This is a genomic window from Streptomyces sp. NPDC058459 (genome assembly GCF_042721685.1).
Taxonomy (GTDB): domain Bacteria; phylum Actinomycetota; class Actinomycetes; order Streptomycetales; family Streptomycetaceae; genus Streptomyces.
Genome location: NZ_JBHXLV010000034.1, coordinates 17,396 through 42,866 on the forward strand (window position 1 = coordinate 17,396; position 25,471 = coordinate 42,866).

The window sequence follows — 25,471 nt, forward strand, 5'->3', positions numbered from 1 at the left end:
TGTTCCCATGATCGGGCGGAGCCCGATTTGGAGCCGGGGTGCGGGGGTGGTTGGCTGATCCGAAACGCTGGAAAACAGGTCGTGGAGGAGAGCGATGGCGCAGGTCGAGGCCACTACGGAACGAGTCTTCGCGGCGAACGCCGACAGGGTGTTCGACGCGCTCAGCGACTACCGGACCACCCGTCCGAAGCTGCTCCCCGAGCAGTTCAGCGAGTACGAGGTGCGTGAGGGCGGCGACGGCGCCGGCACCCTCGTCCACTGGAAGCTCCAGGCCACCAGCAAGCGCGTCCGCGACTGCCTGCTGGATGTCGGCGAGCCCACCGACGGCGAGCTGGTCGAGAAGGACCGCAACTCCACCATGGTCACCACCTGGCGCGTCACCCCGGCCGGCGAGGGCCGCTCCCGTGCCGTGGTCACCACCACGTGGCAGGGCGCCGGCGGCATCGGCGGCTTCTTCGAGCGCACCTTCGCCCCCAAGGGCCTCGGCCGCATCTACGACTCGGTGCTCGACAGGCTGGCCGCCGAGGTCGAGAAGTAGCTCTGAGCGCGGTCCGGTGCGGGGGCGTCGCTCCCCGCACCGTTTCCCGCACCGTTTCCCGCACCGTTTCCCGCACTGTTCCCCTCGCCGTTCCCTCACCGGTTCGAGTGATCTCCGCCCAGACCGGATTCATGCCGTAACTCGCCGTATGGGTTCGCAGTTGTCGCGTAACGCGGGATGTGCGGCAGGTGTGAGCGAGGGGAGCGGTACGTGGGCGGAACGACGCTGGTGTGCGAGGAGCCGGCCGCCGAGGCGGCGCCGGTTCCGGTCGAACACCTGGACCCACCACCCACCCCCGGACCCGAACTCGGCGTGCGCCAGGTGCGGTTGGTGTTCGTCGGGCTGATGCTCGCACTGCTGCTGGCCGCGCTCGACCAGATGATCGTCGCCACCGCGCTGCCGAAGATCGTCGGCGAGCTGCACGGCCTGGACAAGATGTCCTGGGCGATCACCGCCTACCTGCTGACCTCCACCATCGGCCTGCCGCTCTACGGCAAGCTCGGCGACCTCTTCGGCCGCAAGGGCGTCTTCCAGTTCGCCATCCTGGTCTTCGTCGTCGGCTCCGCCCTCGCCGGGCGCGCCCAGAGCATGGACCAGATGATCGCCTTCCGCGCGGTCCAGGGCATCGGCGCGGGCGGTCTGATGATCGGCGTGCAGGCGATCATCGCCGACATCGTGCCGCCCCGGGAGCGCGGCCGCTACATGGGCCTGATCGGCGCCGCCTACGGGCTCGCCTCCGTCGCCGGGCCCCTGCTCGGCGGCTACTTCACCGACCACCTCTCCTGGCGCTGGTGCTTCTACATCAACGTCCCCTTCGGCCTGGTCACCCTCGCCGTGGTCGCCGCCGTGCTGAAGCTGCCCCGGCCGAAGAAACGCGCCCGCCTCGACGTGCCCGGCGCGCTGCTGCTCGCCGCTGCCTCAACCTGCCTGGTCCTGCTGACCAGTTGGGGCGGGACCGAGTACGCCTGGGACTCCCGCGAGATCATCGGGCTCGGCGCGGGCGCGTTCGCCTCGGTCGTCCTCTTCGTGGTGGCGGAGCGGTTCGCCGCCGAACCCCTCATCCCGCTGCGGCTGTTCCGGGACTCCGTCTTCAACATCACCGGTCTGGTCGGACTGGTCATCGGCGTCGCCCTGTTCGGCGCGGCCAGCTATCTGCCGACCTTCCTCCAGATGGTCGACGGGGCCAGCGCCACCGAGTCCGGGCTGCTGATGCTGCCCATGATGGCGGGCATCGTCGGCGCCTCCGTCATCGGCGGCCAGCTCATCAGCCGCACCGGCCGCTACAAGGTCTACCCGGTGGCCGGCGCCGCGCTCGCCGCGCTCGGCATGTGGCTGCTGTCCCGGCTGGAGGTGGACACCTCCCGGCTGGCGTACAGCGTCTGGATGGCCGTCCTCGGCACCGGCATCGGCCTGGTCATGCCCGTGCTGATCCTCGCCGTGCAGAACTCCGCGCGCCCCGCCGACCTCGGCACCGCCACCAGCGCCAACAACTACTTCCGGCAGATCGGCGGCAGCGTCGGCGCCGCCGTCTTCGGCACCCTCTTCGCCGACCGGCTCACCGACGCCCTGCGCGAGGACCTCCCGCCGGACGCGTCGGCCGCGCTGCCCGACCCCGAGGCGATCACCCCGCAGCTGGTGCACGCGCTGCCCCCGGCGCTGCGCGACGCCTACATCCACGCCTACGCCGACGCGATGCCCCGGATCTTCCTGTACCTGGTGCCGGTGCTCGTCCTCGGCCTGATCATCGCCTTCTTCCTCAAGGAGAAACCCCTGGTGTCCCAGCACGCCTCCATCGCCACCGACCCGGACACCGTGCCGGTCAGCGTCCCCGTACCGTCCCAGGCCCGCTCGCCGTACACCGCCGGGATCGCGGTCTGCGGCACCGTCCAGCACCCGGACGGCACCGTGGTGCCGCGCGCCGCGCTCACCCTCATCGACGTCGGCGGCGTGCAGATCGGCCGGGGCGCCAGCGGCGACGACGGCCGCTACGCGCTGGCCACCCCCGGCGCCGGCTCCTATGTGCTCATCGCGGCGGCCGGCGGCCACCAGCCGCAGGCCGTCTCCGTCACCGTCGGCGAACGCCCCGTAGAACTCGACGTGGTCCTCGGCGGCGCCGGGCGCCTCGCGGGCGCCGTGCTGACCGCCGACGGCAGCCCGGTACGCGACGCCACCGTCACGCTCACCAACGTGCACGGCGAGGTCGTCGCCGCCACCCGCAGCGGCCGTGAGGGCGGATACGTCATCGGCGAGCTGGTCGCGGGGGAGTACACCCTCGCCGCCAGCGCCCCCGCCTTCCGCCCGGCCGCCCTCCCGGTCACCGTCCAGGCGTCCCGCGAGACCCGGCAGGACGTCGAACTCGCGGGCGGGGCCGTGCTGAAGGGCACCGTCCGGGCCGGGGGCGGACGCGCCGTGGAGGACGCGCGGGTGACCCTGCTCGACGCGGCCGGGAACGTCGTCGACACCCTCACCACGGGCGCCGACGGCACCTTCCGCTTCGTCGACCTGTCCTCCGGCGAGTACACCGTCATCGCGGCCGGCTACCCGCCGGTCGCCACGGTCCTCCAGGTCGCGGGCGGCGGCCGCACCGAGCGTGACCTGCAACTGGGACACGAGGACTGAGGGGACCGAAGGTCACGAGCCCTCTCGGACCGGCCGGGAATCCCGGGGGAAGGAATTCACGGTTTGCCACACATGGCGACGTGACTCCCCCGTACCGTGGTGGCGGGCGGCATTGATCGTTCGCGTACAGCCGTGGGGAGAGAGGGCCTTGGCCATGGACCGTGGCAGCGAGCGGGACGCGGCCCCCGGCCGCGGGGCGGAAACTCCCGCGGCGGGCCGGATTCCGCTGGCCGTGGTGATCGTCGACCGCGCGGGCCTGGTGTCCCACTGGAGCAGCGGGGCCGGCCGGATGTTCGGCCCCGGCCGGGAGGCGGCCGTCGGGCAGCCCGTCGCGGAGCTGCTGCCCGTCTCGGGGGCCCTGCCGTACGACCTGCTGGACGACTCGCCCGAGGACGGGGACGGCCCCGGTCCGCAGACCTCCCCCGGCGGCACCACCGGCTACCCGACCGCCGGCCGCGCCCGGCTGACCCCGCCCGGACGCGGGGCCGGCGAGCGGATCGACGTGGTGTGGTGGGCCTACCCGCTGGTCGGGCCGGGGCCCTCCCGGCTGCTGGTGCTGGCCGCCGACGCCACCCGGCTGCGCGAGGCGCGCGGCCACCCCGACGAGGGCACCGAACGCATCGCGCCCGGCTTCGCCCGCCACACCGAACTCCCCACCTCCGCCGACCTGGAGCGCCGGCTCCCCGAGATCCTGCCCAACATGGGCCCCGGACTCAGCGCCCGCATCGTCTCCCAGATCCTCGAACTCGGTTACCCAGTGCTGGAGTTCAGCCAGTACGAGCGGGTCCCCGTCACCCCGTACTGGGGAGTGCCCCGGCGCCCCGGCCGCTCCGACAGCCTGGTCCCGCACCCCCGCTCCGAGCCCCTGACACCGGCCGGTGCCCTGGCCGACCTGGAGTACGCGGCCGTGCGGGAGCGGCTGGAGTTCCTCAACGAGGTCAGCTCCGCCATCGGCACCTCCCTCGACCTCGGGGAGACGATCCGCGAGGTCACCAGCGCGGCCGTGCCCCGGTTCGCGGACTTCGCCGGCACCCATCTGCGCTCCGCCGTCCTCGCGGGCGAGGGCTTCCCCGACGGGCCGCCCGACGCCAGCACCCTGATGCACCGGGTCTGGGTCGAGCACAACGACGAACCCGGCCGCTGGGACGACACCGTGCCGGTCGGCGAGGCGTTCGCCTTCCCCGAGCACACCCCGTTCTACCAGTGCATGGTCACCGGCGAGCCGGTCCTCATCCCGAGGATCAGCGAGGAACTGGGCAACCGGATCTCCGGCGAGTTCGAGAAGCGGGACCTCAGGCCGCTCATCAACGGCCGCTCCCTGCTGATCGTCCCGCTCAAGGCGCGCAACGTGGTCCTCGGCTTCATGGTGCTGCTGCGCCGCGCCGACCGGCTGCCCTTCGACGGCATGGACCGCACCACCGGCGCCGAACTCGCCGCCCGCGCCGGGCTGGTGCTCGACAACGCCCGCATGTACACGTACCAGGAGAACGTCGCCGAGACCCTCCAGGACAGCATGCTGCCGCAGGTCGCCCCGCGTATGGCCGGGTGCGACGTGGCGACCCGCTATCTGCCCGGCACCCGGCTCGGCCGGATCGGCGGCGACTGGTTCGACACCGTCAAACTGCCCGGCTCGCGTACCGCGCTCGTCGTCGGTGACGTGATGGGGCACGGGCTCAACTCGGCAGCGATGATGGGCCAGTTGCGCACCGCCGTCCAGACCATGGCCGCACTGGAAATGCCGCCCGCCCAACTGCTGCGCAACCTGGACGACCTGGCCCGCAGACTCGGCGAGAACTACCTCGCCACCTGTCTCTACGCCGTCTACGACCCGATCCGCGGCGAGGTGCAGCTCGCCAACGCGGGCCATATCCCGCCCGTACTGGTGCGGGCGGCCGACGGCGGCAGCGAACTGCTCGCCCTGCCCACGGGCGCGCCCATCGGCGTCGGCGGGGTGCCCTTCGAGGCCACCACGGTACGGGTCGCGCCGGGCGACCGGCTGGTCCTGTGCACGGACGGCCTGGTCGAGGTGCGCGGCTCCGACATCGGGGACGGGCTGGCCGCGCTCTGCGAGTCCGCCGCGCACCCGGCCGCCTCGATGGACGCCGCCTGCGACACCATCATCCGCGCCCTCAACACCGGGGGTGGCCGCAAGGACGACGTCGCCCTGCTGATGGCCCGGCTCAACGGCATCCCCGACGACCACGTGGCCCAGTGGCGGCTGGCCGCCGACCCGCGCGAGGTCTCCCGCGCCCGGCACCTGGTCCGCGGGCGCCTGCTGGAGTGGGGGCTCCCGCAGGCGGTGGACACCGCGCTGCTGCTGGTCAGCGAGGTCGTGACCAACGCGGTACGGCACGGCGGGGGCGGCCCGGTCGGGCTGCGCGTGGTTCGCGCCGAGGACCTGCTGTTCGAGGTCACCGACGAGGAGCCGGAGCTGCCGGACCTGCGCACCGCCGGCCCGGAGGACGAGGCGGGCCGGGGCCTGCGCGTGGTCAGCCGGCTGGCGAAGGAGTGGGGCGCCACGGCGAGCGGGCACCACAAGACGGTGTGGTTCGAGCAGGCGCTGACCCCGTGAGCGGGCGCCGCCCCTGTGAACAGGCGCTGAATCCCTGAACGTGCCCTTGGACCCCTTGCCGGGGGGCAGTAGGCGCGATATCCCGATCATGGCACCGACCCTGGGGAGATCGCAGTGAACGTTTCCGACGACTATCGCTTCAACTGGGAGAGCTACTGGAGGGAGACCTCCGACGAGCGGGGGGACGCGATCTGGGACTCCGACCCCTCGCTGACCGCCGAGCCGCACAGCGAACTCCTGCTGCCGCACGCCGAGGCCGGCCGCGTGATCGTGGACCTCGGCTGCGGCAACGGCACCCAGACCCGGTACCTCGCCACCCGGTTCGCCCGCGCGGTCGGCGTCGACCTCTCGGACGCCGCGATCGACCACGCCCGCCGAGCCACCGCCGGCCCGTCCGCCGAGTTCGAGCAGCTCGACCTCACCGACACCGACGCCGTACGCGACCTGCACGACCGCCTCGGCGACGCCCATGTCTACATGCGCGCCGTCATCCACCAGAGCGAGCCCGCTGCCCGCCCCCTGGTGGCCGCCGCCGTGGCCGAACTCCTCGGGGAGGCGGGCCGCGCCTTCGTCGTCGAACTGACCTCGGCCTCCCGTGACGTCCTGCGGCGCGCGGCCGCGGGCCCCGCCGGGCCGCCCCCGAAACTCGCCCGCGTCTTCCACCACGACCTCAAGCCCGCCGACGCCACGGACGAGGAGATCCCCCGCCTCCTGACCGAAGCCGGCCTCAAGATCCTCGCCACCGGCGAGACCGTCCTCCCCCAGACCGAGTACTTCCCGGACGGCACCCGCATCGATCTCCCGGCCAGGTGGTTCGTGCTGGCGCGCGAGTGAGACGCGGGTGGCGCGGGTGAGACGCGAGTGAGACGGGAGTGAGAAGGGCCACGGCGGGGCGGCGGCGGGGGCCGGTCGTAGCCCCCGCCGGGCAGGGCGCGTAACCTGCGCGGCATGAAGATCCTCATCAGTGCCGACATGGAAGGCGCCACCGGGGTCACCTGGCCCGCCGACGTGCTGCCGGGGACGCCGCAGTGGGAGCGCTGCCGGGAGATGTTCACCTCCGACGTGAACGCCGCCGCGCTGGGCTTCTTCGACGGCGGAGCCGAGCAGGTGCTCGTCAACGAGGCGCACTGGACCATGCGCAACCTGCTGCTGGAGCGGCTGGACGAGCGGGTGGAGATGCTCACCGGACGGCACAAGTCGCTGTCCATGGTGGAGGGCGTCCAGCACGGCGACGTCGACGGCATCGCCTTCCTCGGCTATCACACGGGCGCCGGCATGGAGGGCGTCCTCGCCCACACCTACCTCGCCAACCAGATCACCGGGGTCTGGCTGAACGACGTACGCGCCAGCGAGGGCCTGCTCAACGCGTCTGTCGTCGCGGAGTACGGCGTGCCCGTGGTGCTGGTCACCGGGGACGACCTGACCTGCGACGACGCGCTGGGCTACGCACCAGGGGCGCTGAAGGTCGCGGTCAAGGACCATGTCTCGCGGTACGCGGCCGTGTGCCGCACCCCGGCCCGCACCGCCGCCGACATCCGGGCCGCGGCCAAGGAGGCGGCCCGGCTCGCGGTGCGCCGGCCGCCGCTGGAGCAGGGGCCCTTCACCGTCGCCGTGGAGTTCGACGCCGAGCACCTGGCCATGGCGGTCACGGTCGTGCCGGGGGTCGACCGGACCGGGGAGCGGAAGGTGGCGTACACCACCGACACGATGTTTGAGGCAATTCGCACATTCAAGGCGGTCACCACGATCGCCTCCGCCGCCGTGGAGGAGCAGTATGGCTGACCAGCGCGCACTGGACGAGGTGGTCGAGTTCACCTCCGAGCTGATCCGGATCGACACCACCAACCGGGGCGGCGGTGACTGCCGGGAGCGGCCCGCCGCCGAGTACGCCGCCGAGCGCCTGGCCGGCGCGGGCCTCGAACCGCTGCTGCTGGAGCGGACCCCGGGGCGCGCCAACGTCGTCGCCCGGATCGCGGGCACCGACCCCTCCGCCGACGCGCTGCTGGTCCACGGGCATCTGGACGTGGTGCCCGCCGAGGCCGCCGACTGGAGTGTGCACCCGTTCTCGGGCGAGGTCCGTGACGGCGTGGTCTGGGGGCGCGGCGCCGTCGACATGAAGAACATGGACGCGATGATCCTGGCCGTGCTGCGCGGCTGGGCCCGGGAGGGCGTGCGGCCGCGCCGGGACCTCGTCATCGCGTTCACCGCCGACGAGGAGGCCAGCGCCGAGGACGGCTCCGGCTTCCTCGCCGACCGGCACCCCGAGCTGTTCGAGGGCTGTACGGAGGCCATCGGGGAGTCCGGCGCCTTCACGTTCCACGACGGCGCCGGGCGCGAGATCTACCCCGTCGCGGCGGGGGAGCGCGGCACCGGCTGGCTGAAGCTCACCGCGGGCGGGCGCGCGGGGCACGGCTCCAAGGTGAACCGGGAGAACGCGGTGACCCGGCTCGCCGCCGCCGTCACCCGCATCGGCGAGCACCGGTGGCCGCTGCGCATCACCCCGACCGTACGGGCCGCGCTCACCGAACTCGCCGCGCTCTACGGGCTGGAGCCCGACTTCGACGACATGGAACTGCTGCTGGACAAGCTCGGCCCGGCCGCGGGGCTGGTCGAGGCCACCGTCCGCAACAGCGCCAACCCGACCATGCTGGACGCCGGTTACAAGGTCAACGTCATCCCCGGTGAGGCCCACGCGCACATCGACGGACGTTTCCTGCCGGGCGGCGAGGCGGAGTTCGAGTCCACCCTGGACCGGCTCACCGGGCCGGACGTCGACTGGGAGTACGTGCACCGCGAGGTGGCCCTCCAAGCCCCGGTGAACGCACCGCTGTTCGGGCAGATGCGCGCGGCCGTCGAGGAGTTCGCGCCCGGCGCGCACGTCGTCCCGTACTGCATGTCGGGCGGTACCGACGCCAAGCAGTTCTCCCGGCTCGGCATCACCGGCTACGGCTTCGCCCCGCTGCGGCTGCCCGAAGGCTTCGACTACCAGGCGCTGTTCCACGGCGTCGACGAGCGGGTGCCGGTGGAGGCGCTCCAGTTCGGCGTCCGCGTGCTCGACCGCTTCCTGCGGACGGCCTGACGAGATGGGGGAAGAAATGCGCGTCCAGTCGTACGGCTCCTGGCCGTCACCCGTCGACGCGGCGCTCGCCGCCGCGCACGACGGACACCCCGAGTGGGTGGGGTTCGCCGGGGACGAGGTCTGGTGGACCGAACCCCGGCCCGCCGAGGGCGGCCGCCGCGCCCTGGTGCGCCGTACGGCCGAGAGCGCCGAGGAGCCGGTGCTGCCGCCGCCGTGGAACGTGCGCAACCGTGTCATGGAGTACGGCGGCCGCCCCTGGGCCCCCGCCCCCGGCACGGACCGGCCGCTGATCGTCTTCACCCACTTCGACGACCAGCGGCTCTACCGCTACGAGCCCGGCGGCGAGCCGGTCCCGCTGACCCCGCTCTCCCCAGTGGGTGGCGGACTGCGCTGGGCCGACCCGGAGTTCGACCTTGAGCGCGGCGAAGTCCGCTGTGTGCTGGAGGAGTTCACCGGCGAGGGCAGCGGTGACGTGCGGCGCGTGCTCGCCGCCGTACCGCTGGACGGCTCGGCCGCCGACGACCGGTCGGCCGTACGCGAACTCGCCGACGAGCGGCACCGGTTCGTCACCGGCGCGCGGGTGTCCCCGGACGGGCGCCGGGCCGCGTGGCTGGCCTGGGACCATCCGCGCATGCCCTGGGACGGCACCGAGCTGCTCGTCGCGGAGGTCGGCGACGACGGCCGCTTCCGGGACGTGCGCACGGTCGCCGGGGGCGACGACGAGTCCGTCGCCCAGGTGGAGTGGGCGCCGGACGGGCGGCTGCTGTACGCGAGCGACCGGGACGGCTGGTGGAACCTGTACCGGGACGGCGTACCGCTGTGCCCGCGCCGGGAGGAGTTCGGCGGACCGCTGTGGAAGGTCGGCCAGCGCTGGTTCGTCCCGCTGGCGGAAGGGCCGCTCGCGGTCCTGCACGGGCGGGGCGCGGCCGTGCTCGGGATACTCGACCCCGAGACCGGTGAGATCGCCGACGCGGCCGGTCCCTGGAGCGAGTTCGGGTCCTCCCTCGCCGCCCACGGCAGCCGGGTCGCGGCCATCGGCGCGAGTCCGCGCACCGGGTACGAGGTGATCGAGCTGGACACCGGCACCGGCCGCGCCCGCACGATCGGCGCCCGGCACCGGGACGCCGTCGACCCCGCGTACTACCCCGAGCCGGAGGTCCGCACCTTCACCGGGCCCGGCGGCCGCGAGGTGCACGCACACGTCTATCCGCCCCGGCATCCCGAAGTCGAGGGTCCGAAGGGGGAGTCGCCCCCGTACGTGATCTGGGCGCACGGCGGCCCCACCAGCCGGGTGCCGCTCGTGCTGGACCTCACCATCGCCGCCTTCACCTCACGCGGCATCGGTGTCGCCGAGGTCAACTACGGCGGCTCCACCGGGTACGGCCGCGAGTACCGCGAGCGGCTGCGGCACCAGTGGGGCGTTGTCGACGTGGAGGACTGCGCGGCGGTGGCCCTGGCGCTGGCCGAGGAGGGCACGGCCGACCGGGACCGGCTCGCGATCCGGGGCGGCAGCGCGGGCGGCTGGACCACCGCGGCCTCCCTGACCGGCACCGACGTCTACGCCTGCGGCACGATCAGCTACCCCGTCCTCGACCTCGCCACCTGGGGCCCCGGCCGCACCCACGACTTCGAGTCCCGCTATCTGGAGTCCCTGGTCGGCCCCTTCGCCGAGGTCCCCGAACGCTACGCCGAGCGCTCGCCCACCACCCGCGCCGACCGGCTCACCGCCCCCTTCCTGCTCCTCCAGGGGCTGGACGACGTGATCTGCCCGCCCGAGCAGTGCGAGCGCTTCCTCGACCGCGTCGCCGGCCGGGGCATCCCGCACGCCTACCTCACCTTCGCCGGAGAGAGCCACGGCTTCCGCCGCGCCGACACCATGGTCCGCGCACTCGAAGCCGAACTGTCCCTGTACGCCCAGGTGTTCGGCCTCGACGTGCCCGGCGTCCCGAAACTGGAGCTCGGCACGTGAAGCAACTTCAGCGCCCCGCCCGACTCGCCCCCGGCGCCCGCGTCGCCGTGGTCGCCACCAGCGGACCGGTGCCCGTCGAACGGCTGCGGGCGGGGCTCGACGTGCTGCGTGGCTGGGGCCTCGACCCGGTCGCCGCACCCCATGTGCTGGACCGGCACGACGACTTCGGCTACCTCGCCGGCGCCGACGCCGCACGCGCCGACGACCTCCAGCGAGCCTGGTGCGACCCGTCGGTGGACGCGGTGCTCTGCGCGCGCGGCGGCTACGGGGTCCAGCGGATGGCCGGCCTGCTCGACTGGGAGGCGATGCGCCGGGCCGGCCCGAAGGTGTTCGTCGGCTTCAGCGACGTCACCGCCCTGCACGAGGCGTTCGCCACCCGCCTGGGCCTCGTCACGCTGCACGGCCCGATGGCCGCCGGCCTCGACTTCATCGACAGCGAACGCGCCCGCGACCACCTCCACGCGACCCTCTTCACCCCGGAGAAGGTCCAGCGGATCGCCACCGACGGCAGGCCCCTGATCCCCGGCCGCGCCCGGGGCACCACCCTCGGCGGCTGCCTCTCCCTCCTGGCGTCGGAACTGGGCACCCCGCACGCCCGCCCCTCCGCCCGGGGCGGCCTCCTCTGCCTGGAGGACGTCGGCGAGGAGACCTACCGCCTGGACCGCTACCTCACCCAGCTCCTCCGCGCGGACTGGCTGTCCGGCGTCCACGGCGTCCTCCTGGGCTCCTGGCACGACTGCGACCCCTACGACACGGTCCGCGCCATGCTCACCGACCGCCTGTCCCCCCTGAACGTCCCCGTCCTGGAGAACGCCGGCTTCGGCCACTGTCCCGACGCCCTGACGATCCCCTTCGGCACGGCGGCGGAACTGGACGCCGACAGAGGGACCCTGACCCTGGACGAGCCCGCCCTGCGGTGACTTCCGGCCGGTCACCGGGCGTACGCTGACCCGATGCCCCACACCGCACCCCACTACCTCGCCCAGGGCCCCCGGGTGGCCCTCCGCCGCTTCCGGCCGGAGGACGCGGGCGAGTTCACCGCTCGGGTTCGGGAGAGCGGGGAACTGCACCGGCCGTGGCTGGTGCTGCCCGACAGCGACGAGGCGTACGCCGGCTACGCGGGCCGGCTGATCGGGGACGCGGCGCGGGCCGGGTTCCTGGTGTGCGAGCGGGACAGCGGGGACATCGCCGGGTTCGTCAACATCAACAACATCGTCCGGGGCGGCTTCCAGTGCGGGGCGCTCGGCTACGGGGCGTTCGCGCACGCGGCCGGGCGGGGGCTGATGCGGGAGGGTCTCGAACTGGTCATCGGGTACGCCTTCGGGCCGCTCGGGCTGCACCGGCTGGAGATCAACGTACAGCCCGGCAACACCGCGTCCATCGCGCTGGCGCGCGGCGCCGGCTTCCGGCTGGAGGGGTTCTCGCCCGCGATGATCCAGGTCGGCGGCGAGTGGCGCGACCACGAACGCTGGGCGCTGACGGTGGAGATGCGGGGCTGATCAAGCGCCCCGCGCCCGGCTCAGGCCCCCGACTGGTCGGCGTACTCGAAGATCGTGCCGTCCGGGTGCATCACCAGCAGGTTCCGGCCCACCGGGGTCGGCACCGGGCCCGCGATGATCCGCGCGCCCATGTCCGCGAGCAGCCGGTGCGCCTCCTCGACGTCCTTCACGGCGATCGTCGCCGTCACCTTGCGCAGCACCTCCAGCTCCGCTTCCGGCCCGCTCATCAGCAGGAACGAGCCGATCGCGGCGACCCGCACGCCACCGCGCTCGAAGCGCGCCGCCGTGCCGCCCGCCAGCCGCTCGTAGAACGGGACCGCGGTGTCGAGGTCGTCGACGCAGATGCGCAGTGTGGCGCCCAGAATCTCCATGCGGACGAGCCTAGTTGGGGCGGCGGGGCGCGCACAGGCCGTCGCCGCGCATCGGGAGGCGTGCGCGGCGGCCGGGTGACGTGGAACGGGTTTGGGTGCCGTGACCCCTCCGCAGCGGCACCCCTCACAGCCGCCTGGTAGTCGGGGCGAGCGCCGCACCCGCCACACCCGCGGAGGTGCCGGCGACATGCCGGTCCCCGGCCACGCCGGGGTCCGGCGCGTCGCGACGGTGTCCGCCACGGTGTTTCAGGCCGGCATGCGGCACAGGATCTCGCCGTGCAGTACGGCGAACCAGCCGTCCGCCCGCCGTCCCCACTCCCGCCACGCCCCGGACACCGCCGCCAGCTCCCTGGGCGTGGCATGGCCGCCCGTCAGCGCGCGGTCGGCGTATGCGGAGGCGAGCGTACGGTCCGCCCACAGCCCGCTCCACCAGGCGCGCTCCTCGGGGGCGGCGTACGTCCAGGTGCTGGAGGTGGCGGTGATGTCGCTCAGTCCGGCAGCCAGCGCCCAGCTCCGCAGCCGGCGCCCGGCGTCCGGTTCACCGCCGTTGGCCCGCGCCACCCGCCGGTACAGGTCCAGCCAGTCGTCCAGGCCGGGCACGGCCGGGTACCAGGTCATCGCCGCGTAGTCCGCGTCCCGTACCGCGATCAGGCCGCCGGGCCGGGTCACCCGGACCATCTCGCGCAGCGCCCCCACCGGGTCGCCCACGTGCTGGAGCACCTGATGGGCGTGGACCACGTCGAAGGCGCCGTCGGCGTGGTCGAGGGCGTGCACGTCGGCCACCTCGAAGTCGACGTTGGCCAGACCCCGCCTCTCGGCGGTGGCGCGGGCCTGCTCCAGGATGCCGGGGGCGCGGTCGGCGCCGGTCACCCGGCCGTCCGGGACCAGCGCGGCGAGGTCGGCGGTGATGGTGCCGGGGCCGCAGCCGATGTCGAGGACGCGCATGCCGGGTTCGAGCGAAGCGAGCAGATAGGCGGCCGAGTTGGCGGCCGTGCGCCAGGTGTGCGAACGCAGCACCGACTCGTGGTGCCCATGCGTGTAGACGGCGGTCTCGCGCGGTTCCGGCATGACGTCAGCCCCTTCTGCGGTCGGCAGCGGCGCCCGGAGGACACCGCAGCCGTAGTACGCCGAACGCTACGCCCGCCTACCGGATGCTGAGATCCGCGTTCCGCGATGCGGACTGACGGAACGTCAGGCGCCGCTCGGGTGCGGGCTGTACGCCGTGAGGATCTCCGCCAGTTTCTCCACCGTCACCGTCCCGGACACCGAGGTGACCTCACCGTCGTACGCCAGCGGGGTGCCCGGGGCGAGGCCGGACAGCTTCAGCCGGCCCAGCTGCACCGCCGCGTGGCCCCGGGAGCGGGTGAGCGGGCCCGCCACGGCCGCCGCCAGCAGGCGCAGCGCGGGCCAGCCGTCGCCATGCACCACGCGCACGTCCAGCGGCCCGTCCGACAGCTCCGTACGGCGCCCGGCGCCCAGGCCGCTGCGGCGGTAGACACCGTTGCCGACGAACAGCATCCACAGCGGATGCCGCCTGCCCGCCGCCTCGACGACCAGCGGATGCCGGTCGGCGCGCAGCACCTTCACCGCGCCGAGCACCCCGGCCGCCCAGCCGCCGATCCGGGGCGACCAGTGCTCGCGCTCGCGCACCAGTTCCGGGTAGACGCCCAGGCTCAGGGTGTTCAGGAAGACGCTGGAGCGGTCGTCGGCGGTGAACTTGCCGACGTCCACCCGGACCGCCTCGCCCGCGCGGACGGCGGCGGCCAGATCGGCGGCGTTCTCCACCCCCAGGTCGTACGCGAAGTGGTTCAGGGTGCCGCCCGGCAGCACCGCCAGCGGCAGCCGGTGCAGCAGGGCGACCTCCGCCCCCGCGTTCACCGTGCCGTCACCGCCGCACACCCCGAGCACCCGCGCCCGTGCCGCCGCCTTGTCCAGCTCGGCCCGGACCTCCTCCGGCTCGCACTCCACGATCTCCGCCCTGGGCAGCGCGTCATGCAGCGCGCGCACCCGGTCCGCGGTGCCCGAGGAGCGGTTGGCGACCATCACCAGGCCCTCGCCGTCCGGCAGCGCCGGGGCGTCCCTGCGCGGCCGGGCCGCCGGGCGGGCCGCCGCCCGCGTCGGCACCAGCTTCCGCACCACGAAGGCCGCGCCGACCCCGAGCGTCGCTCCGGCCAGCACGTCGCTCGGGAAGTGCGCACCGGTGTACACCCGCGACGTCGCCACCGAGAACGCCAGCGGCGCCACCGCCGCGCCCCACGCCGGGGACTCCAGCGCGACCCCGGCCGCGAAGGCGGCGGCCGAGGCCGAGTGGCCGGACGGGAAGGAGGTGGTGATGGGCTGCCGCTTGAGCCGCCGGGACAGCGGCACCGGGTCCAGCATCGGCCGGGTACGGCGCACCGACCGCTTGCCGAGGGTGTTGACGGTCAGCGAGGCCAGGCTCAGCGAGGCCAGTCCCCGCACGGCAGCCCGCCGCGCCCTCGGGGTGCGGGTCGCCGCGATGGCGCCGGCCGCCGCGAACCACAGCACGCCGTGGTTGGCGCTCCGGCTCAGCCGGGGCAGCAGCTTCTGGGCACCGGGCCACTCCCGTTCGGCGGCCACCTCGAAGAGCCGGGCGTCGGCCGCGAGCAGCCGGCGCAGAACGTTGCGGCCGGAGGCCGGGACAGCGGTGAGGTCGACATCTGCGCTCATGCTCGACCCATTACCCCGAAGCGCGCCTTTCTTGTGCCGCCGCCCGGGTACGTACGCCGCCCGGCCCCGGCCCGGACGCGCGGAGGCCGGGGGAGCGGGATCTTCGTACAGTGGACCTCAGGACCGCGGACACGACGAGCGGGGGTACCACCATGACCGGAGTCGACCCCGGCCGACTGGACGACCAGCAGCTCATGAGAGAGCTGGAGACGATCCACCGCACACGCCACGACACCCTGCTGTACGGCTCGAACGACGCCCTGCGCGCCCATAACGAACGCATGGCTCAGCTGGAGGGCGAGTACCTGCGCCGCAACCCGCGCCGCCTGGTCAGCGCGGGCCGCACCCGCGAGGGCGCCCGCGAACGGGGCTGCGGGGAGGCGGGGACGACGTGAGGTCGGGGGACGGGCCGTCGGGGTGGTCCGGCGGGGGCGGTGTCACCCGCCTGGTGCCGTCCGTGTCCCGCGAATGGGGTCCGGCCGCGCGCGGGGCGGCGCGCCGGGGGCTCTGATGGCAGCGAGGGCACCGAACGCGTGCCCCGACCGCCGTACCGCCGAGGAGCCCGCCCCATGCGCCGCACCGTACGCGCCCTCTCCACCGCCGCCGCCCTGGCCGGCGCCACGCTCGCGATGACCGGGCCCGCCGTGTCCGCCGAGTCCGGCGCCCCCTGCGCGGACCCCGCCGCCTCGGCGTCCCGGGCGCCCGGAACCTCCTACGACGGCACCGGGACCGGCCCGGCGGCCGGGGCGCCGTACCTGAGCGCGCCGCCCGGCCCCGGCGGCAACGTCCCCGCCGCACCGGGACGGGACGGCTGCGCGGCCGGCTCCGCCCAGAAGACCGGGCAGGACGGCGAGGAGCCGGGCCGCGAGGACGGGGACGCGGGCGGCGGCCAAAACGCCCAAAGCGGCCAGGGCGGCCAGGGCGGCCAGGGCGGTCATGACGGCGAGGACGGCCAGGACGGCCAGGACCGGGAGTCGGGGCCCGTGAAGGACGCTCCGCCCAGCCTGGGGCACGGTGTGCAGGCCGGGGCCGGCGGCACGTTCACCGACTCCGTGCCCGCCCTCGCCGCGGGCGGCGCGCTGATCGCCGCCGCGGCCGCCGGCGCCGGCTACCGGCTGTACGGCCGCAGACGCCCGGCCGGGCGCTGACGGCGGGCACCGGAGGCCGCTGTGAACGGGACGCCGCCGGACGCGAACCATGCCGGACCGTTTGCCGGGCACACACCTTCCCGAGGGCACCACCAGCAGGCACCCCGCCCGCCCGCCGCACGGCACCGGGCGCGGCACCCAGGGCACACGGACCGCGCGGAGGCGGACATGCGGCGGAGGGAACCCGAGGGCCACGGCCCCGTCCGCTTCGGGCCGTCGTTCCCCGCCGACGGCCTGCCCGTCCTCCCGGAACTCGCCGCCCGCCTGGGCGCCGCCGAGCACCACGGCGAGGCCCAGCCGGCCGGCGGCACCCCGGCCCTGCTGGAAGCGGCCTGCGGCTACTGGACCCGGCGCGGACTTCCCTGCACCCCCCACCGCGTGGCCGTCGCCCCCGGCGCGCCCCCGCTGCTGCTGGCGCTGACCGCCGCGCTCGCCGGGGAACACGGCGACATCCTGGCACCCCGCCCCCGCGCCGCCTGGTGGGGGCCCTGCGCCCGGCTGCTCGGCAGCCACCTCTTCCCGGTACCCGCACCGGCCGGCAGTGGCGGCATACCCGACCCCTACGCGCTGCTGGAGACCGTCCGCCGGGTCCGCGCCGAGGGCGGGAACCCGCGCCTGCTGGTGCTGTCCGTGGCGGACGACCCGACCGCCGCCGTCGCCCCGCCCGAGCTGCTGCACGAGACCGTGGAGGCGGCTGCCGCCGAGGGCCTGCACCTGATCAGCGACGAGACCTGGCGCGACACCGCGCACGACCCGCACGACACGCTCCTGGTCAGTCCGGCGGAGATGCTGCCCGGCCAGGTCACCGTCGTCGCCGACCTCGCCGGATCGCTGCTCCCGGCCGGCTGGCCCGCGGCCGTCGCCCGCTTCCCGGACAGCGCGGCGGGGGAGCGCACCCACGCCCGCGTGCTGGACGTGCTCACCGCGCTCGGCGCCCGCCTCGCCGCCCCCGTCGCGGCCGCCGCCCAGTACGCGCTGGACGAACCCGAGCCGGTCACCGCCCGCCGGGAGGCCGCCGTACGGCTGCACGCCCGGCTGGCCGCCGCCGCGCATCGCACCGTCCTGGCGGGCGGCGCGCTCGCCCCGCCCCCGCGGGCCGGCCGCCACCTGTACGCCGATCTCGGCCCGCTGCGCGAGTCCCTCGCCGCACGGGGTGTCGGGGACGCGCAGGAACTGGAGGACTTCCTCACCGCCCGGCTCGGCCTGCCCGCACCCGGCGGCCACCGCTTCGGCGACGACCTCGGCGCCCTGCGCGTACGGCTGTCCACCGCCTCGCTGCTGGGAGGTACGGACGAGGAGCGCGAGGCCGCGCTCACCTCGCCCGACCCGGTCGAACTGCCGGACACGCGGGAGGCGTTGCTCACCCTGAGAACGGTCCTCGACGAACTCCGTGACGACTCCGCGCGACGGGAGCCCTCTCGATGACGCAGCAGACGCATGAGCCCGGGTCGGCCGCCACACCCCAACCCGTCGACGGCAGAGTCGAGTTGGTCGTCCGCGCCCCGCTCGCGCCCGCGTCGCCGCCGCTGGCCGGGCCCCGCCCGCTGGGCGAACACCGGGTATGGCCGAGGACCTTCCAGTACCTGCTCACCGCGCCGCTGCCCGGCTGGCGTGCCATGGCCCGCTTCGCCCGCGAGGGCGCCCTACGCCCCGGCCCCGGGGGCCTCGCCGACATCCCCCGACTCCCCTGCGAACCAAACCCGTTGCCCCACATCGGCGTCGATGGCCTCGCCGTCACCTGGGTGGGGCACGCCAGTCGGGTGGTGCGGATCGGCGGGCTGACCGTGCTCACCGACCCGGTGTGGTCGCGCCGCATCCTCGGCACCCCGGCCCGCGTGACCCCGGTCGGCGTCGCCTGGGACAGCCTGCCTCCCGTCGACGCGGTCGTGGCCAGCCACAACCACTACGACCACCTGGACGCTCCCACCCTGAGCCGACTCCCGCGCGACATTCCGGTGTTCGCGCCCGCCGGACTCGGACGCTGGTTCCGGCGCAGGCGGTTCACCCGCGTCACCGAGCTGGACTGGGGGGAGGGCGCCCGGCTCTCCGGTCTCACCCGGTTCCGCGCGGCCTGGCGACAGGCCGGCCTCGCCCGGACCGACCTGTGGGACCTCCCGCTCGGCGCCTCCCGGGTGGTGGAGCCGGACCCCCGTACTACCGCTCCCCGCCCCGCACCCGGCGCACCAGCCCCGGAGCCGTGCCGACCAGCACGGTCAGCACCACCACCGCCGCCACACCCTCCCACGGCCGGGCGAACAGCGAACCCCCCAGGATGCCGATCAGCTGATACGTCAGCGCCCATGCCAGACACGCCGGAAGATTGCCCCGCGCGAAGCGTCGCAGCGGCCACTCGGCCAGCAGGCACGCGAGCATCACCGGAATCCGGCCCGCCGGTATCAGCCGGGACAGCACCAGCACCGTCACCCCGTGCTCGGCCAGCTTCCCCCGCGCCTGCTCCAGCCGCTCCTCCGGCGCCCGCGACCGCAGCGCCTCCAGCCAGCGCGAGCCGCTCCGCGAACGCAGACCACGCCGCCCCAGCCAGTACAGCGCCGCGTCCCCCAGGAAGGCCGCCAGCGACGCCGTGACGAACACCAGCGCCAGCGAGAACGGCGCCGTCCGATGGACCGCCACCACCGCCGCCGTGCTCACCAGCGCCCCCGTCGGCACCACGGGTATCAGCGCCCCGACCAGCACCAGCAGGAACAGCGACGGATACCCGAACGCCTGCTGCGAAGGCCCCAGCGGCACACCGGCCGTCGCCGCGGCGGCCAGTACCGCCGCACTCCCCACGTGTCTCACCTGGCGACCTCCAGCCGTACGCCCTCCCCGTGCCCCAGCCGGTGCACCGTCACCTTCGGCGCCGCCTCGGCCGCCAGCCGCACGAACTCCTCGCCCGGCCCGTAGAATTCGTGCGGGCGGACCCCGTCCAGCCCGATCGGCCAGTACGTGCCGTAGTGCACCGGCACCGCCCAGCCCGGCGCCAGCCGGGCCAGCGCCCGCGCCGCCCGGCCCGCGTCCAGATGCCCCTCACCGAGGTTCGGCCCCCAGCCGCCCACCGGCAGCAGCGCCACGTCCACCGGGCCGACCTCCTCGGCCATCGCGTCGAACAGCCCGGTGTCACCAGCGAAGTAGGTGCGCGCCTCGCCCTCCACCACGTAGCCGAGCGCGGGGGAGCGGTGCGGGCCGAACGGCAGCCGCCGCCCGTCGTGCAGCGCCGGCACCACCCGCACCCGCAGCTCCCCGAGCCGCACCTCGTCGCCGGGCGCCACCTCGGTGAGGGTCAGCCCGCGCAGCCGCCGCAGCCCCGGCACCGTCCGCGGCGCGCCCCGGGGCACGAGCAGACGCGTGCCCGGCGCCACCTGCGCCAGCGAGGGCAGATGCAGATGGTCGGCGTGCAGATGGGAGACGAGCACCACGTCGGCCCGGCGGGCGTCGGCGGGCGGCGGACCGCCCCGGCGCCGGCGCAGATGCGCCAGCCGGGACGCGAACAGGGGATCGGTCAGCACCCGGATGTCCGAGTCCTCGATCGTGCAGGTGGCATGACCCCACCAGGTGACCTCCACCGGCACTACCCTCACCTCCGCCGTGCGACTCCCCCGAAGCCTACGGGCAGCGGTAGGGTCGGCGGCGAAACCCGGAGGTGAGGGGATGCCATGGGACCGTTGCAGGGTGCCTCGGCCGCTGCGGCGACGGTACGGATCACCGCCATCGCCAGCCTGACCCCGCTGGAGGAGCTGGAGGCCGACCCCTTCCTGGTCGACTCCCGCGGCCAGCACGCCATGTGCGCCCGCTGGGCCGCCGAGCAGGGGTATGTCATCGCGCGCGAACTCCTCGTCGGCGGGCTGCGCTTCGACCACGACGCGCTGTGGGACGGGATGCGGCCCGGCACGGACCTGTTCGTCGCGCCCAGCCTGCGGGTCCTGGAACGCGCGCTGTCCTCGGTGGAGGAGTTCACCGCCGAATGCGCCCGCCGCGGGGTCCGCGTGGAGACCGTGGGCAGCGCCGAACCCGCGTACGACGCCCGGATGAAGGCGCGCGTGCACCGGCGGCTCTCGATGCCCACGGCCGGGTACGACGGCAACTGAGCCTCCCCGGTACGACCGGCCGGTATGACAAGGTGGGGGGCAGGCCCCACGGTGCGGGCCGGAACGTGAGGAGCGGGGCGTGCGGTGGCGGCGGGTTGCCGGTCAGCTGGGTCGGAGTGTCACGGTATGGGCGGTCTCCACGCTCACCATGCTCGTACTCGCCGGGATTCTCCCCGACTTCCGGCTCCAGGCGCCCGACGGTGACAGCGCCACCCGGATAGCCGTCACCGCCGCCTGCGGAGCCGGGGCGTTCGGCCTGCTGTCGGCCCTGGCCTGGCCCGTGCTGGTACGGATGCTGCTGCTCGTCCCCGCGCTCTTCCTCGGCCTGCTGGTCTTCTTCCTCAACGGCTCCCTGCTGCTGCTCGCCCTGCGCGTCAACCCCTCGGGGCGGGCCGAGGCGGCCCCCGATACCGCCGTGATCGTCGCCGCCGTGATGTCCGCCGTCGCCTCCGCCACCGGCGGAGCGCTCGCCGTCCGCGACGACGACGCCTACCGGCGCCGTCTGCTCCGCCTGGCCGACCGCCGCCGCAGAGCCACCGTGCCCCGCGCGGGCACGCCCGGCCTGGTCTGCGTCCAGCTCGACGGCGTCGGCCACGACGTGCTCACCGCCGCCGTCCGCGACGGCCTGATGCCCACCGTGGCCCGCTGGCTGGCCAGCGACGGCGTCATCCCGCCCACCCACCGGCTCACCCCCTGGCGCACCGACTGGTCCAGCCAGACCGGCGCCAGCCAGCTCGGCATCCTCCACGGCAGCACCTTCGACATACCCGCCTTCCGCTGGTACGAGAAGGAGCGCGGCGAGATCATGGTGTGCAACCGGCCCACCTCGGCGGCCGAGTTGCAGCGCCGCGCCATGGCCCGCACCGGCGAGGCCGGACTGCTCGCCGTCGACGGCGCCAGCCGGGGCAACCTGTTCAGCGGCGGCGCCGGGGAACAGGCCCTCGTCCTCTCCATCGCCACCCGCCGCCGGGGCCGGGAGAACCGGTCCCGCGCCGGCTACTTCGCCTACTTCTCCGACCCCGCCAACGCCGTGCGCACCGCGTTGTCCTTCTGCGCCGAGATCGGCCGCGAGCTCGGCCAGTCCACCCGCGCCCGGTTCGCCGGAGCGCACCCGCGCGTCGGCCGGGGCGGCCTCTATCCGTTCGTCCGCGCCTTCGCCACCGTCGTCGAACGGGACGTGGTCGTGGCCGCCGTGATGGGCGACCTGCTGGCCGGCCGCACCGCCGTCTACGCCGACCTCGTCGCCTACGACGAGGTCGCCCACCACTCCGGCCCCGACAGCCGTGACGCCCGCAAGGTCCTCAAGCGCCTCGACCGCTCCCTGGCCCTGATCGAGAAGGCCGCCGAGCACGCCCCGCGCCCCTACCGCCTGGTCGTCCTCTCCGACCACGGCCAGAGCCCCGGCGAGACCTTCCGCTCCCGCTACGGCCTCACCCTCACCGACCTCGTCCGCGCCGGCAGCGGACTGGCCGTGCCGCGCGGCGCCGGACACACCCGGAGCGGCGCCGAGGCCCGCGCCGCCGTACGCGCAGCCCTGGGCCGGGCCGACGGCGCGCCCGCCATCACCGAGCGCGACTCCGAACCCGTCGTCCTCGCTTCCGGCAACCTCGGCCTGGTCTCCTTCCCGGACGTGCCGCACCGGATGACCAAGGAGGAGATCGACACCCGCCACCCGGCGCTGCTCCCCACCCTCGCCAACCACCCCGGCATCGGCTTCCTGCTGGTCCGCAGCGCCGAGCACGACGGCGTGGTCCTCGGCCCGTGCGGCACCGAGATCCCGCTCGCCGAACTGGACGAGCGCCCCGGACCGCTGGACCGCTTCGGCCCCGGCGCCGCCGACGCCGTACGCCGCGCGCACGCCTTCCCGCACACCGCCGACATCATGGTCAACTCCTGGCACGACCCGGCGAGCGGCCAAGTGCACGCCTTCGAGGAGCAGATCGGCTCCCACGGCGGCCTCGGCGGCGCCCAGTCCCGCCCGTTCCTGCTCTCCCCGCTCACCCTCTCCGTGCCCGAGGAGGACGGCGAGACGCTGTCCGGTGCCGAACGCGTGCACGGCGTACTGCGCCGCTGGCTCGGCGAGTTGAGCGGCCCCGAGGTACCGCTCGACGCCGACCCCGAACGCCGGGCGGCCTGAGCACGCGGGCCGGTCCTCACGGTGCTGCGACCCCGGATGTGATCGGATGGGGGTAAGGGGGCACCAGGACCCGGAACACGGGAACACCGGAACACACTCGAAGGGAACCACCGTGGCTACCACGCGCACCGCACACACGGTCTGGGAAGGCGAACTGCTGTCGGGCAGCGGCACCGTCACGTTCGACTCCTCCGGCATCGGCTCGCAGCCGGTGTCATGGCCGTCGCGCGCCGAGCAGGCGAACGGCCGCACCAGCCCCGAGGAGCTGATCGCCGCCGCCCACTCCAGCTGCTTCTCCATGGCCCTGTCGCACGGCCTGACCGGCGCCGGCACGCCTCCCACCCGGCTGGAGACCAAGGCCGACGTGACCTTCCAGCCCGGCGAGGGCATCACCGGCATCCACCTCACCGTGCGCGGCGAGGTCCCGGGCCTGGACGCGGAGGGCTTCCGCACGGCCGCCGAGGACGCCAAGAAGAACTGCCCGGTCAGCCAGGCCCTGACCGGCACCGACATCAGCCTCACGGCCGAGCTGGCCTGAGGCCCGTCGGCCTCCGGTGCCGCGTCCGCCGCGTCCGCCGCGTCGCGGGCGCGGCACCGGTCACAGGCTCTCGCGGAACTCCCGCAGCAGCTTCCGGGTGCGCTGCGCCGAGGCCGCCCGCGCCGTCATGTGGTCCAGCACCTCAAGATGCGCGGCCACCTCCGCGCGCGAGTCGAGGTACAGCGCGCCGGTCAGATACTCGGTGAACACCATGTCCGGCAACTCCCGCTCGCCGAACCGGAACAGGGTGAAGGGGGCGTACGTCCCCGGATGCGGGCCCGCCGCGAGCTCCGCGAGCTGGACGGTGATCCCGTCCCGGTCGGCGTACTCCAGCAGCCGGTCCAACTGGTCCCGCATCACCTCCGAGCGGGTGCTCACCGGCCGCCGCAGCACCGTCTCGTCCATCACGAACCACAGATGCGGGGCGTCCTCCCGCTCCAGCAGCCGCTGCCGCTCCAGGCGCAGCGCCACATGCCGCTCCACCGTCTCCGGGTTGTGCTGCCCTATCGTCCCGGCCTCCAGCACCGCCCGCGCGTACGCCTCGGTCTGGAGCAGGCCGGGGACGAAGTGGGGCTCGTAGGAGCGGATGAGGCGGGCGGCACCCTCCAGGCTGACGTACAGGCTGAACCAGTCCGGCAGCACGTCGTGGAACCGCTGCCACCAGTCGGGCTGGTTGGCCTCCTCGGCCAGCCGCACGAACGCGGCGGCCTCCTCCGCCCCCACCCCGTACGCGCCGAGCAGCGCCTGCACGTACGGGATCTTCAGCGCGACCTCGGCCGTCTCCATCCGCCGTACGGTCGCCGAGGCCACCCTCAGCACCCGCGCGGCCTCGTCCCGGCTCAGCCCGGCCGACTCCCGCAGCTGCTGCAACCGTCTGCCGAGCACCACCTGACCCACGGTGGGAGCGGCCCGCCGCTCACTCACACCCCGCCCTCCCCTGCCCGCCGACGCATGCGGGCAGTGTGCCACGTGGAGGTTCACCGCACACGGGGGATCAACCAGCAACGGCAGGCTTGGAGTCGGCCGGGTCGGGGAGGGCCGGGGCGGAGTCGGCGTGCAGGGTCAGCCACACCGGGACAAAGCCGGTCGCGTCCCCCCCCCGCTGGCCGAAGCCCTCTCCGCCTCCCCCGCCGCCCCGCCGGCCCCGAAGCCACCTTCACCCGCTTCCTCGACGGCCTGGACATCGGCTGAACCAGGGGCCGGCCCTTCCCGGGAACGGTGAACTCGTGGGCGAACAAGGGGACATGGGCCTCGTCGGGATGGGCACACGGAAAGCTGTGCTCGACTACGACAAGGAAGCCGAGTCCTACGACAGCCTCCGTGGCGGCGAGCCCCGCGCCCGCGCCGCCGCCGACACCGTCCTCGGGCTGATCCCGGACCACGAAGGCCGCCTGCTGGACACCGGCTGCGGCACCGGCATCGTCACCCGGCTCCTGGCCGGGGCGCGGCCCGCGCTGCGGGTCACCGGCGTGGATCTCACGCCCGCCATGACCGACCGCGCCGCCGCCCGGCTGCCCGGAGCCGTGGTGCGCGCCGACAGCCGCCGACTGCCCTTTGCCGGGGGCACGTTCGACGCCGTCACCAGTGTCTGGCTGCTGCATCTGCTGGACGACCCGGCCGATCTGCGCGCCGTGCTCGCCGAGTGCGCGCGGGTGCTCCGGCCGGGCGGCACCTATGTCACCACCGTCGGCAAGGCGAAGGCGCACGACGTCGGCAGCGACATCGACGCCGTCCTCGGCCCGCGCCCCCGGCGCCCCGCCGCCGACGACCCGGCCGAGGTGGACGCCTACGCCGCCGAGGCCGGGCTGGTCAGGACGGGTCAGGCGCGGTTCACCGGGGTCGGGCAGGGGCGTAGTCCGCGCCGGACCATCAAGGACCTCCGGCGCGGCTGGTTCACCCTGCTGCCGCCCGGCGAGCCCCGCACCGAGGAGTTCGCCGCCCGGCTGGCCCGCCTGCCCGACCAGGACCGACCCCGCGCCGATCCGGTCTTCACCGTGCACGCCTACCGACGGTCGGAGTGAGGCGCCGTTTGCCATCCCGGCAACAGAGCTTGCCGCAGATCAGCGCGTCGTCGCGCAGGGGCCGGCCGTCCGACTGGGGGTAGGCGGTGTCGTCCTGGTACCAGGGGTCGCGGTCCTCGGTGCGGTGAGTCGTGCGCTGCCCGTCGCAGTCCACGTCCAGGTCCGCACGCCAGGACACCGCGCCCTGAGCGGCGCACAGGGCCGCCC

21 protein-coding genes and 3 pseudogenes are annotated in these 25,471 nt (G+C 74.6%); 17 read left to right on the forward strand and 7 right to left on the reverse strand.

The window, feature by feature from the left end; genetic code table 11:
• The first annotated feature begins 94 nt into the window (after positions 1-94).
• From ACFWN1_RS09690 to ACFWN1_RS09730, 9 genes are all read left to right on the forward strand, one after another.
• Positions 95-538: an SRPBCC family protein gene (locus ACFWN1_RS09690; RefSeq protein ID WP_384359572.1), complete on the forward strand. Its 444-nt coding sequence runs from the start codon at positions 95-97 to the stop codon at positions 536-538.
• 210 nt (positions 539-748) lie between these two features.
• Positions 749-3,157, forward strand: coding sequence for an MFS transporter (locus ACFWN1_RS09695; protein WP_384359573.1), 2,409 nt, complete (start codon positions 749-751; stop codon positions 3,155-3,157).
• A gap of 154 nt (positions 3,158-3,311) precedes the next feature.
• The gene (locus ACFWN1_RS09700; RefSeq protein ID WP_384359593.1) at positions 3,312-5,729 is read left to right on the forward strand and encodes a SpoIIE family protein phosphatase; all 2,418 of its coding nucleotides are present in this window, start codon (positions 3,312-3,314) and stop codon (positions 5,727-5,729) included.
• 114 nt (positions 5,730-5,843) lie between these two features.
• On the forward strand, positions 5,844-6,563 hold the full coding sequence (locus ACFWN1_RS09705) for a class I SAM-dependent methyltransferase (RefSeq protein ID WP_384359574.1): 720 nt from the start codon (positions 5,844-5,846) through the stop codon (positions 6,561-6,563).
• Positions 6,564-6,677: 114 nt separating this feature from the next.
• Positions 6,678-7,511 (forward strand): M55 family metallopeptidase, encoded by an 834-nt coding sequence (locus ACFWN1_RS09710; RefSeq protein WP_384359575.1) that lies wholly within the window; start codon positions 6,678-6,680, stop codon positions 7,509-7,511.
• Entirely contained in the window at positions 7,504-8,808 is a 1,305-nt protein-coding gene (locus tag ACFWN1_RS09715; protein WP_384359576.1) for a M20/M25/M40 family metallo-hydrolase, read from the forward strand. Before ACFWN1_RS09710 ends, ACFWN1_RS09715 begins: the two co-directional genes overlap by 8 nt.
• 4 nt (positions 8,809-8,812) lie before the next feature.
• Entirely contained in the window at positions 8,813-10,777 is a 1,965-nt protein-coding gene (locus ACFWN1_RS09720) for a prolyl oligopeptidase family serine peptidase (RefSeq protein WP_384359577.1), read from the forward strand.
• Positions 10,774-11,697: an LD-carboxypeptidase gene (locus tag ACFWN1_RS09725; protein WP_384359578.1), complete on the forward strand. Its 924-nt coding sequence runs from the start codon at positions 10,774-10,776 to the stop codon at positions 11,695-11,697. The genes ACFWN1_RS09720 and ACFWN1_RS09725 overlap by 4 nt, the downstream gene beginning before the upstream one ends.
• Before the next feature lie 33 nt (positions 11,698-11,730).
• A complete protein-coding gene (locus ACFWN1_RS09730; RefSeq protein WP_384359579.1) occupies positions 11,731-12,276 on the forward strand; it encodes a GNAT family N-acetyltransferase in 546 nt (181 codons plus the stop codon).
• Positions 12,277-12,296: 20 nt separating this feature from the next.
• Here the strand turns inward: ACFWN1_RS09730 and ACFWN1_RS09735 are convergent, their stop codons facing one another.
• The 3 genes from ACFWN1_RS09735 to ACFWN1_RS09745 form a co-directional block, all read right to left on the reverse strand.
• The gene (locus ACFWN1_RS09735; protein WP_384359580.1) at positions 12,297-12,647 is read right to left on the reverse strand and encodes a VOC family protein; all 351 of its coding nucleotides are present in this window, start codon (positions 12,645-12,647) and stop codon (positions 12,297-12,299) included.
• 246 nt (positions 12,648-12,893) lie between these two features.
• Positions 12,894-13,715: a class I SAM-dependent methyltransferase gene (locus ACFWN1_RS09740; RefSeq protein ID WP_384359581.1), complete on the reverse strand. Its 822-nt coding sequence runs from the start codon at positions 13,713-13,715 to the stop codon at positions 12,894-12,896.
• Between the two features lie 123 nt (positions 13,716-13,838).
• Positions 13,839-15,335, reverse strand: a complete 1,497-nt coding sequence (locus tag ACFWN1_RS09745; protein WP_384359582.1) for a bifunctional phosphatase PAP2/diacylglycerol kinase family protein — start codon at positions 15,333-15,335, stop codon at positions 13,839-13,841.
• Positions 15,336-15,465: 130 nt separating this feature from the next.
• Here ACFWN1_RS09745 and ACFWN1_RS09750 point away from each other — a divergent pair.
• The 4 genes and pseudogenes from ACFWN1_RS09750 to ACFWN1_RS09765 form a co-directional block, all read left to right on the forward strand.
• A pseudogene (locus tag ACFWN1_RS09750) lies at positions 15,466-15,730 on the forward strand (DUF6158 family protein); the annotation flags it as partial.
• A 174-nt stretch (positions 15,731-15,904) separates the two neighbouring features.
• The gene (locus ACFWN1_RS09755; RefSeq protein ID WP_384359583.1) at positions 15,905-16,483 is read left to right on the forward strand and encodes a hypothetical protein; all 579 of its coding nucleotides are present in this window, start codon (positions 15,905-15,907) and stop codon (positions 16,481-16,483) included.
• Positions 16,484-16,651: 168 nt separating this feature from the next.
• Positions 16,652-17,908: an aminotransferase class I/II-fold pyridoxal phosphate-dependent enzyme gene (locus tag ACFWN1_RS09760; RefSeq protein ID WP_384359584.1), complete on the forward strand. Its 1,257-nt coding sequence runs from the start codon at positions 16,652-16,654 to the stop codon at positions 17,906-17,908.
• Positions 17,905-18,537 (forward strand): annotated as a pseudogene (locus ACFWN1_RS09765) (MBL fold metallo-hydrolase); the annotation flags it as partial. The gene ACFWN1_RS09760 and the pseudogene ACFWN1_RS09765, both read left to right, overlap by 4 nt.
• 100 nt (positions 18,538-18,637) lie before the next feature.
• Here the strand turns inward: ACFWN1_RS09765 and ACFWN1_RS09770 are convergent.
• Complete coding sequence (locus tag ACFWN1_RS09770) at positions 18,638-19,273, reverse strand: DedA family protein (RefSeq protein ID WP_384359585.1); 636 nt, start codon at positions 19,271-19,273, stop codon at positions 18,638-18,640.
• Positions 19,274-19,278: 5 nt separating this feature from the next.
• Entirely contained in the window at positions 19,279-20,052 is a 774-nt protein-coding gene (locus ACFWN1_RS09775; protein WP_384359586.1) for an MBL fold metallo-hydrolase, read from the reverse strand.
• Between the two features lie 84 nt (positions 20,053-20,136).
• Between ACFWN1_RS09775 and ACFWN1_RS09780 the strand changes: the two genes are divergently transcribed.
• The 3 genes from ACFWN1_RS09780 (at position 20,137) to ACFWN1_RS09790 (ending at position 23,243) form a co-directional block, all read left to right on the forward strand.
• Positions 20,137-20,568 carry a hypothetical protein gene (locus ACFWN1_RS09780; protein ID WP_384359587.1) on the forward strand — a complete coding sequence of 144 codons (432 nt, stop codon included), beginning with the start codon at positions 20,137-20,139 and terminating at the stop codon, positions 20,566-20,568.
• 79 nt (positions 20,569-20,647) lie between these two features.
• Complete coding sequence (locus ACFWN1_RS09785; RefSeq protein ID WP_384359588.1) at positions 20,648-22,705, forward strand: phage holin family protein; 2,058 nt, start codon at positions 20,648-20,650, stop codon at positions 22,703-22,705.
• Positions 22,706-22,817: 112 nt separating this feature from the next.
• Positions 22,818-23,243, forward strand: a complete 426-nt coding sequence (locus ACFWN1_RS09790; RefSeq protein ID WP_384359589.1) for an OsmC family protein — start codon at positions 22,818-22,820, stop codon at positions 23,241-23,243.
• A 60-nt stretch (positions 23,244-23,303) separates the two neighbouring features.
• On the opposite strand, the gene ACFWN1_RS09795 is transcribed toward ACFWN1_RS09790, so the two are convergent.
• Entirely contained in the window at positions 23,304-24,167 is an 864-nt protein-coding gene (locus ACFWN1_RS09795; RefSeq protein WP_384359590.1) for a helix-turn-helix domain-containing protein, read from the reverse strand.
• Between the two features lie 353 nt (positions 24,168-24,520).
• On the opposite strand from ACFWN1_RS09795, the gene ACFWN1_RS09800 reads away from it, so the two are divergent.
• Positions 24,521-25,264, forward strand: a complete 744-nt coding sequence (locus ACFWN1_RS09800) for a class I SAM-dependent methyltransferase (protein ID WP_384359594.1) — start codon at positions 24,521-24,523, stop codon at positions 25,262-25,264.
• Here the strand turns inward: ACFWN1_RS09800 and ACFWN1_RS09805 are convergent.
• Positions 25,233-25,471: pseudogene (locus ACFWN1_RS09805) on the reverse strand (hypothetical protein); the annotation flags it as partial. The gene ACFWN1_RS09800 and the pseudogene ACFWN1_RS09805 sit on opposite strands and share 32 nt — an antisense overlap.

What these genes read in the sequence shown, in the direction of transcription:
- ACFWN1_RS09690 (WP_384359572.1), top strand. Translation starts at nt 95, where the DNA reads ATGGCGCAGGTCGAGGCCACTACGGAACGAGTCTTCGCGGCGAACGCC.
- ACFWN1_RS09700 (WP_384359593.1), top strand. Translation starts at nt 3,312, where the DNA reads ATGGACCGTGGCAGCGAGCGGGACGCGGCCCCCGGCCGCGGGGCGGAA.
- ACFWN1_RS09710 (WP_384359575.1), top strand. Translation starts at nt 6,678, where the DNA reads ATGAAGATCCTCATCAGTGCCGACATGGAAGGCGCCACCGGGGTCACC.
- ACFWN1_RS09715 (WP_384359576.1), top strand. Translation starts at nt 7,504, where the DNA reads ATGGCTGACCAGCGCGCACTGGACGAGGTGGTCGAGTTCACCTCCGAG.
- ACFWN1_RS09720 (WP_384359577.1), top strand. Translation starts at nt 8,813, where the DNA reads ATGGGGGAAGAAATGCGCGTCCAGTCGTACGGCTCCTGGCCGTCACCC.
- ACFWN1_RS09730 (WP_384359579.1), top strand. Translation starts at nt 11,731, where the DNA reads ATGCCCCACACCGCACCCCACTACCTCGCCCAGGGCCCCCGGGTGGCC.
- ACFWN1_RS09735 (WP_384359580.1), bottom strand. Translation starts at nt 12,647, where the DNA reads ATGGAGATTCTGGGCGCCACACTGCGCATCTGCGTCGACGACCTCGAC.
- ACFWN1_RS09740 (WP_384359581.1), bottom strand. Translation starts at nt 13,715, where the DNA reads ATGCCGGAACCGCGCGAGACCGCCGTCTACACGCATGGGCACCACGAG.
- ACFWN1_RS09745 (WP_384359582.1), bottom strand. Translation starts at nt 15,335, where the DNA reads ATGAGCGCAGATGTCGACCTCACCGCTGTCCCGGCCTCCGGCCGCAAC.
- ACFWN1_RS09755 (WP_384359583.1), top strand. Translation starts at nt 15,905, where the DNA reads ATGCGCCGCACCGTACGCGCCCTCTCCACCGCCGCCGCCCTGGCCGGC.
- ACFWN1_RS09760 (WP_384359584.1), top strand. Translation starts at nt 16,652, where the DNA reads ATGCGGCGGAGGGAACCCGAGGGCCACGGCCCCGTCCGCTTCGGGCCG.
- ACFWN1_RS09780 (WP_384359587.1), top strand. Translation starts at nt 20,137, where the DNA reads ATGGGACCGTTGCAGGGTGCCTCGGCCGCTGCGGCGACGGTACGGATC.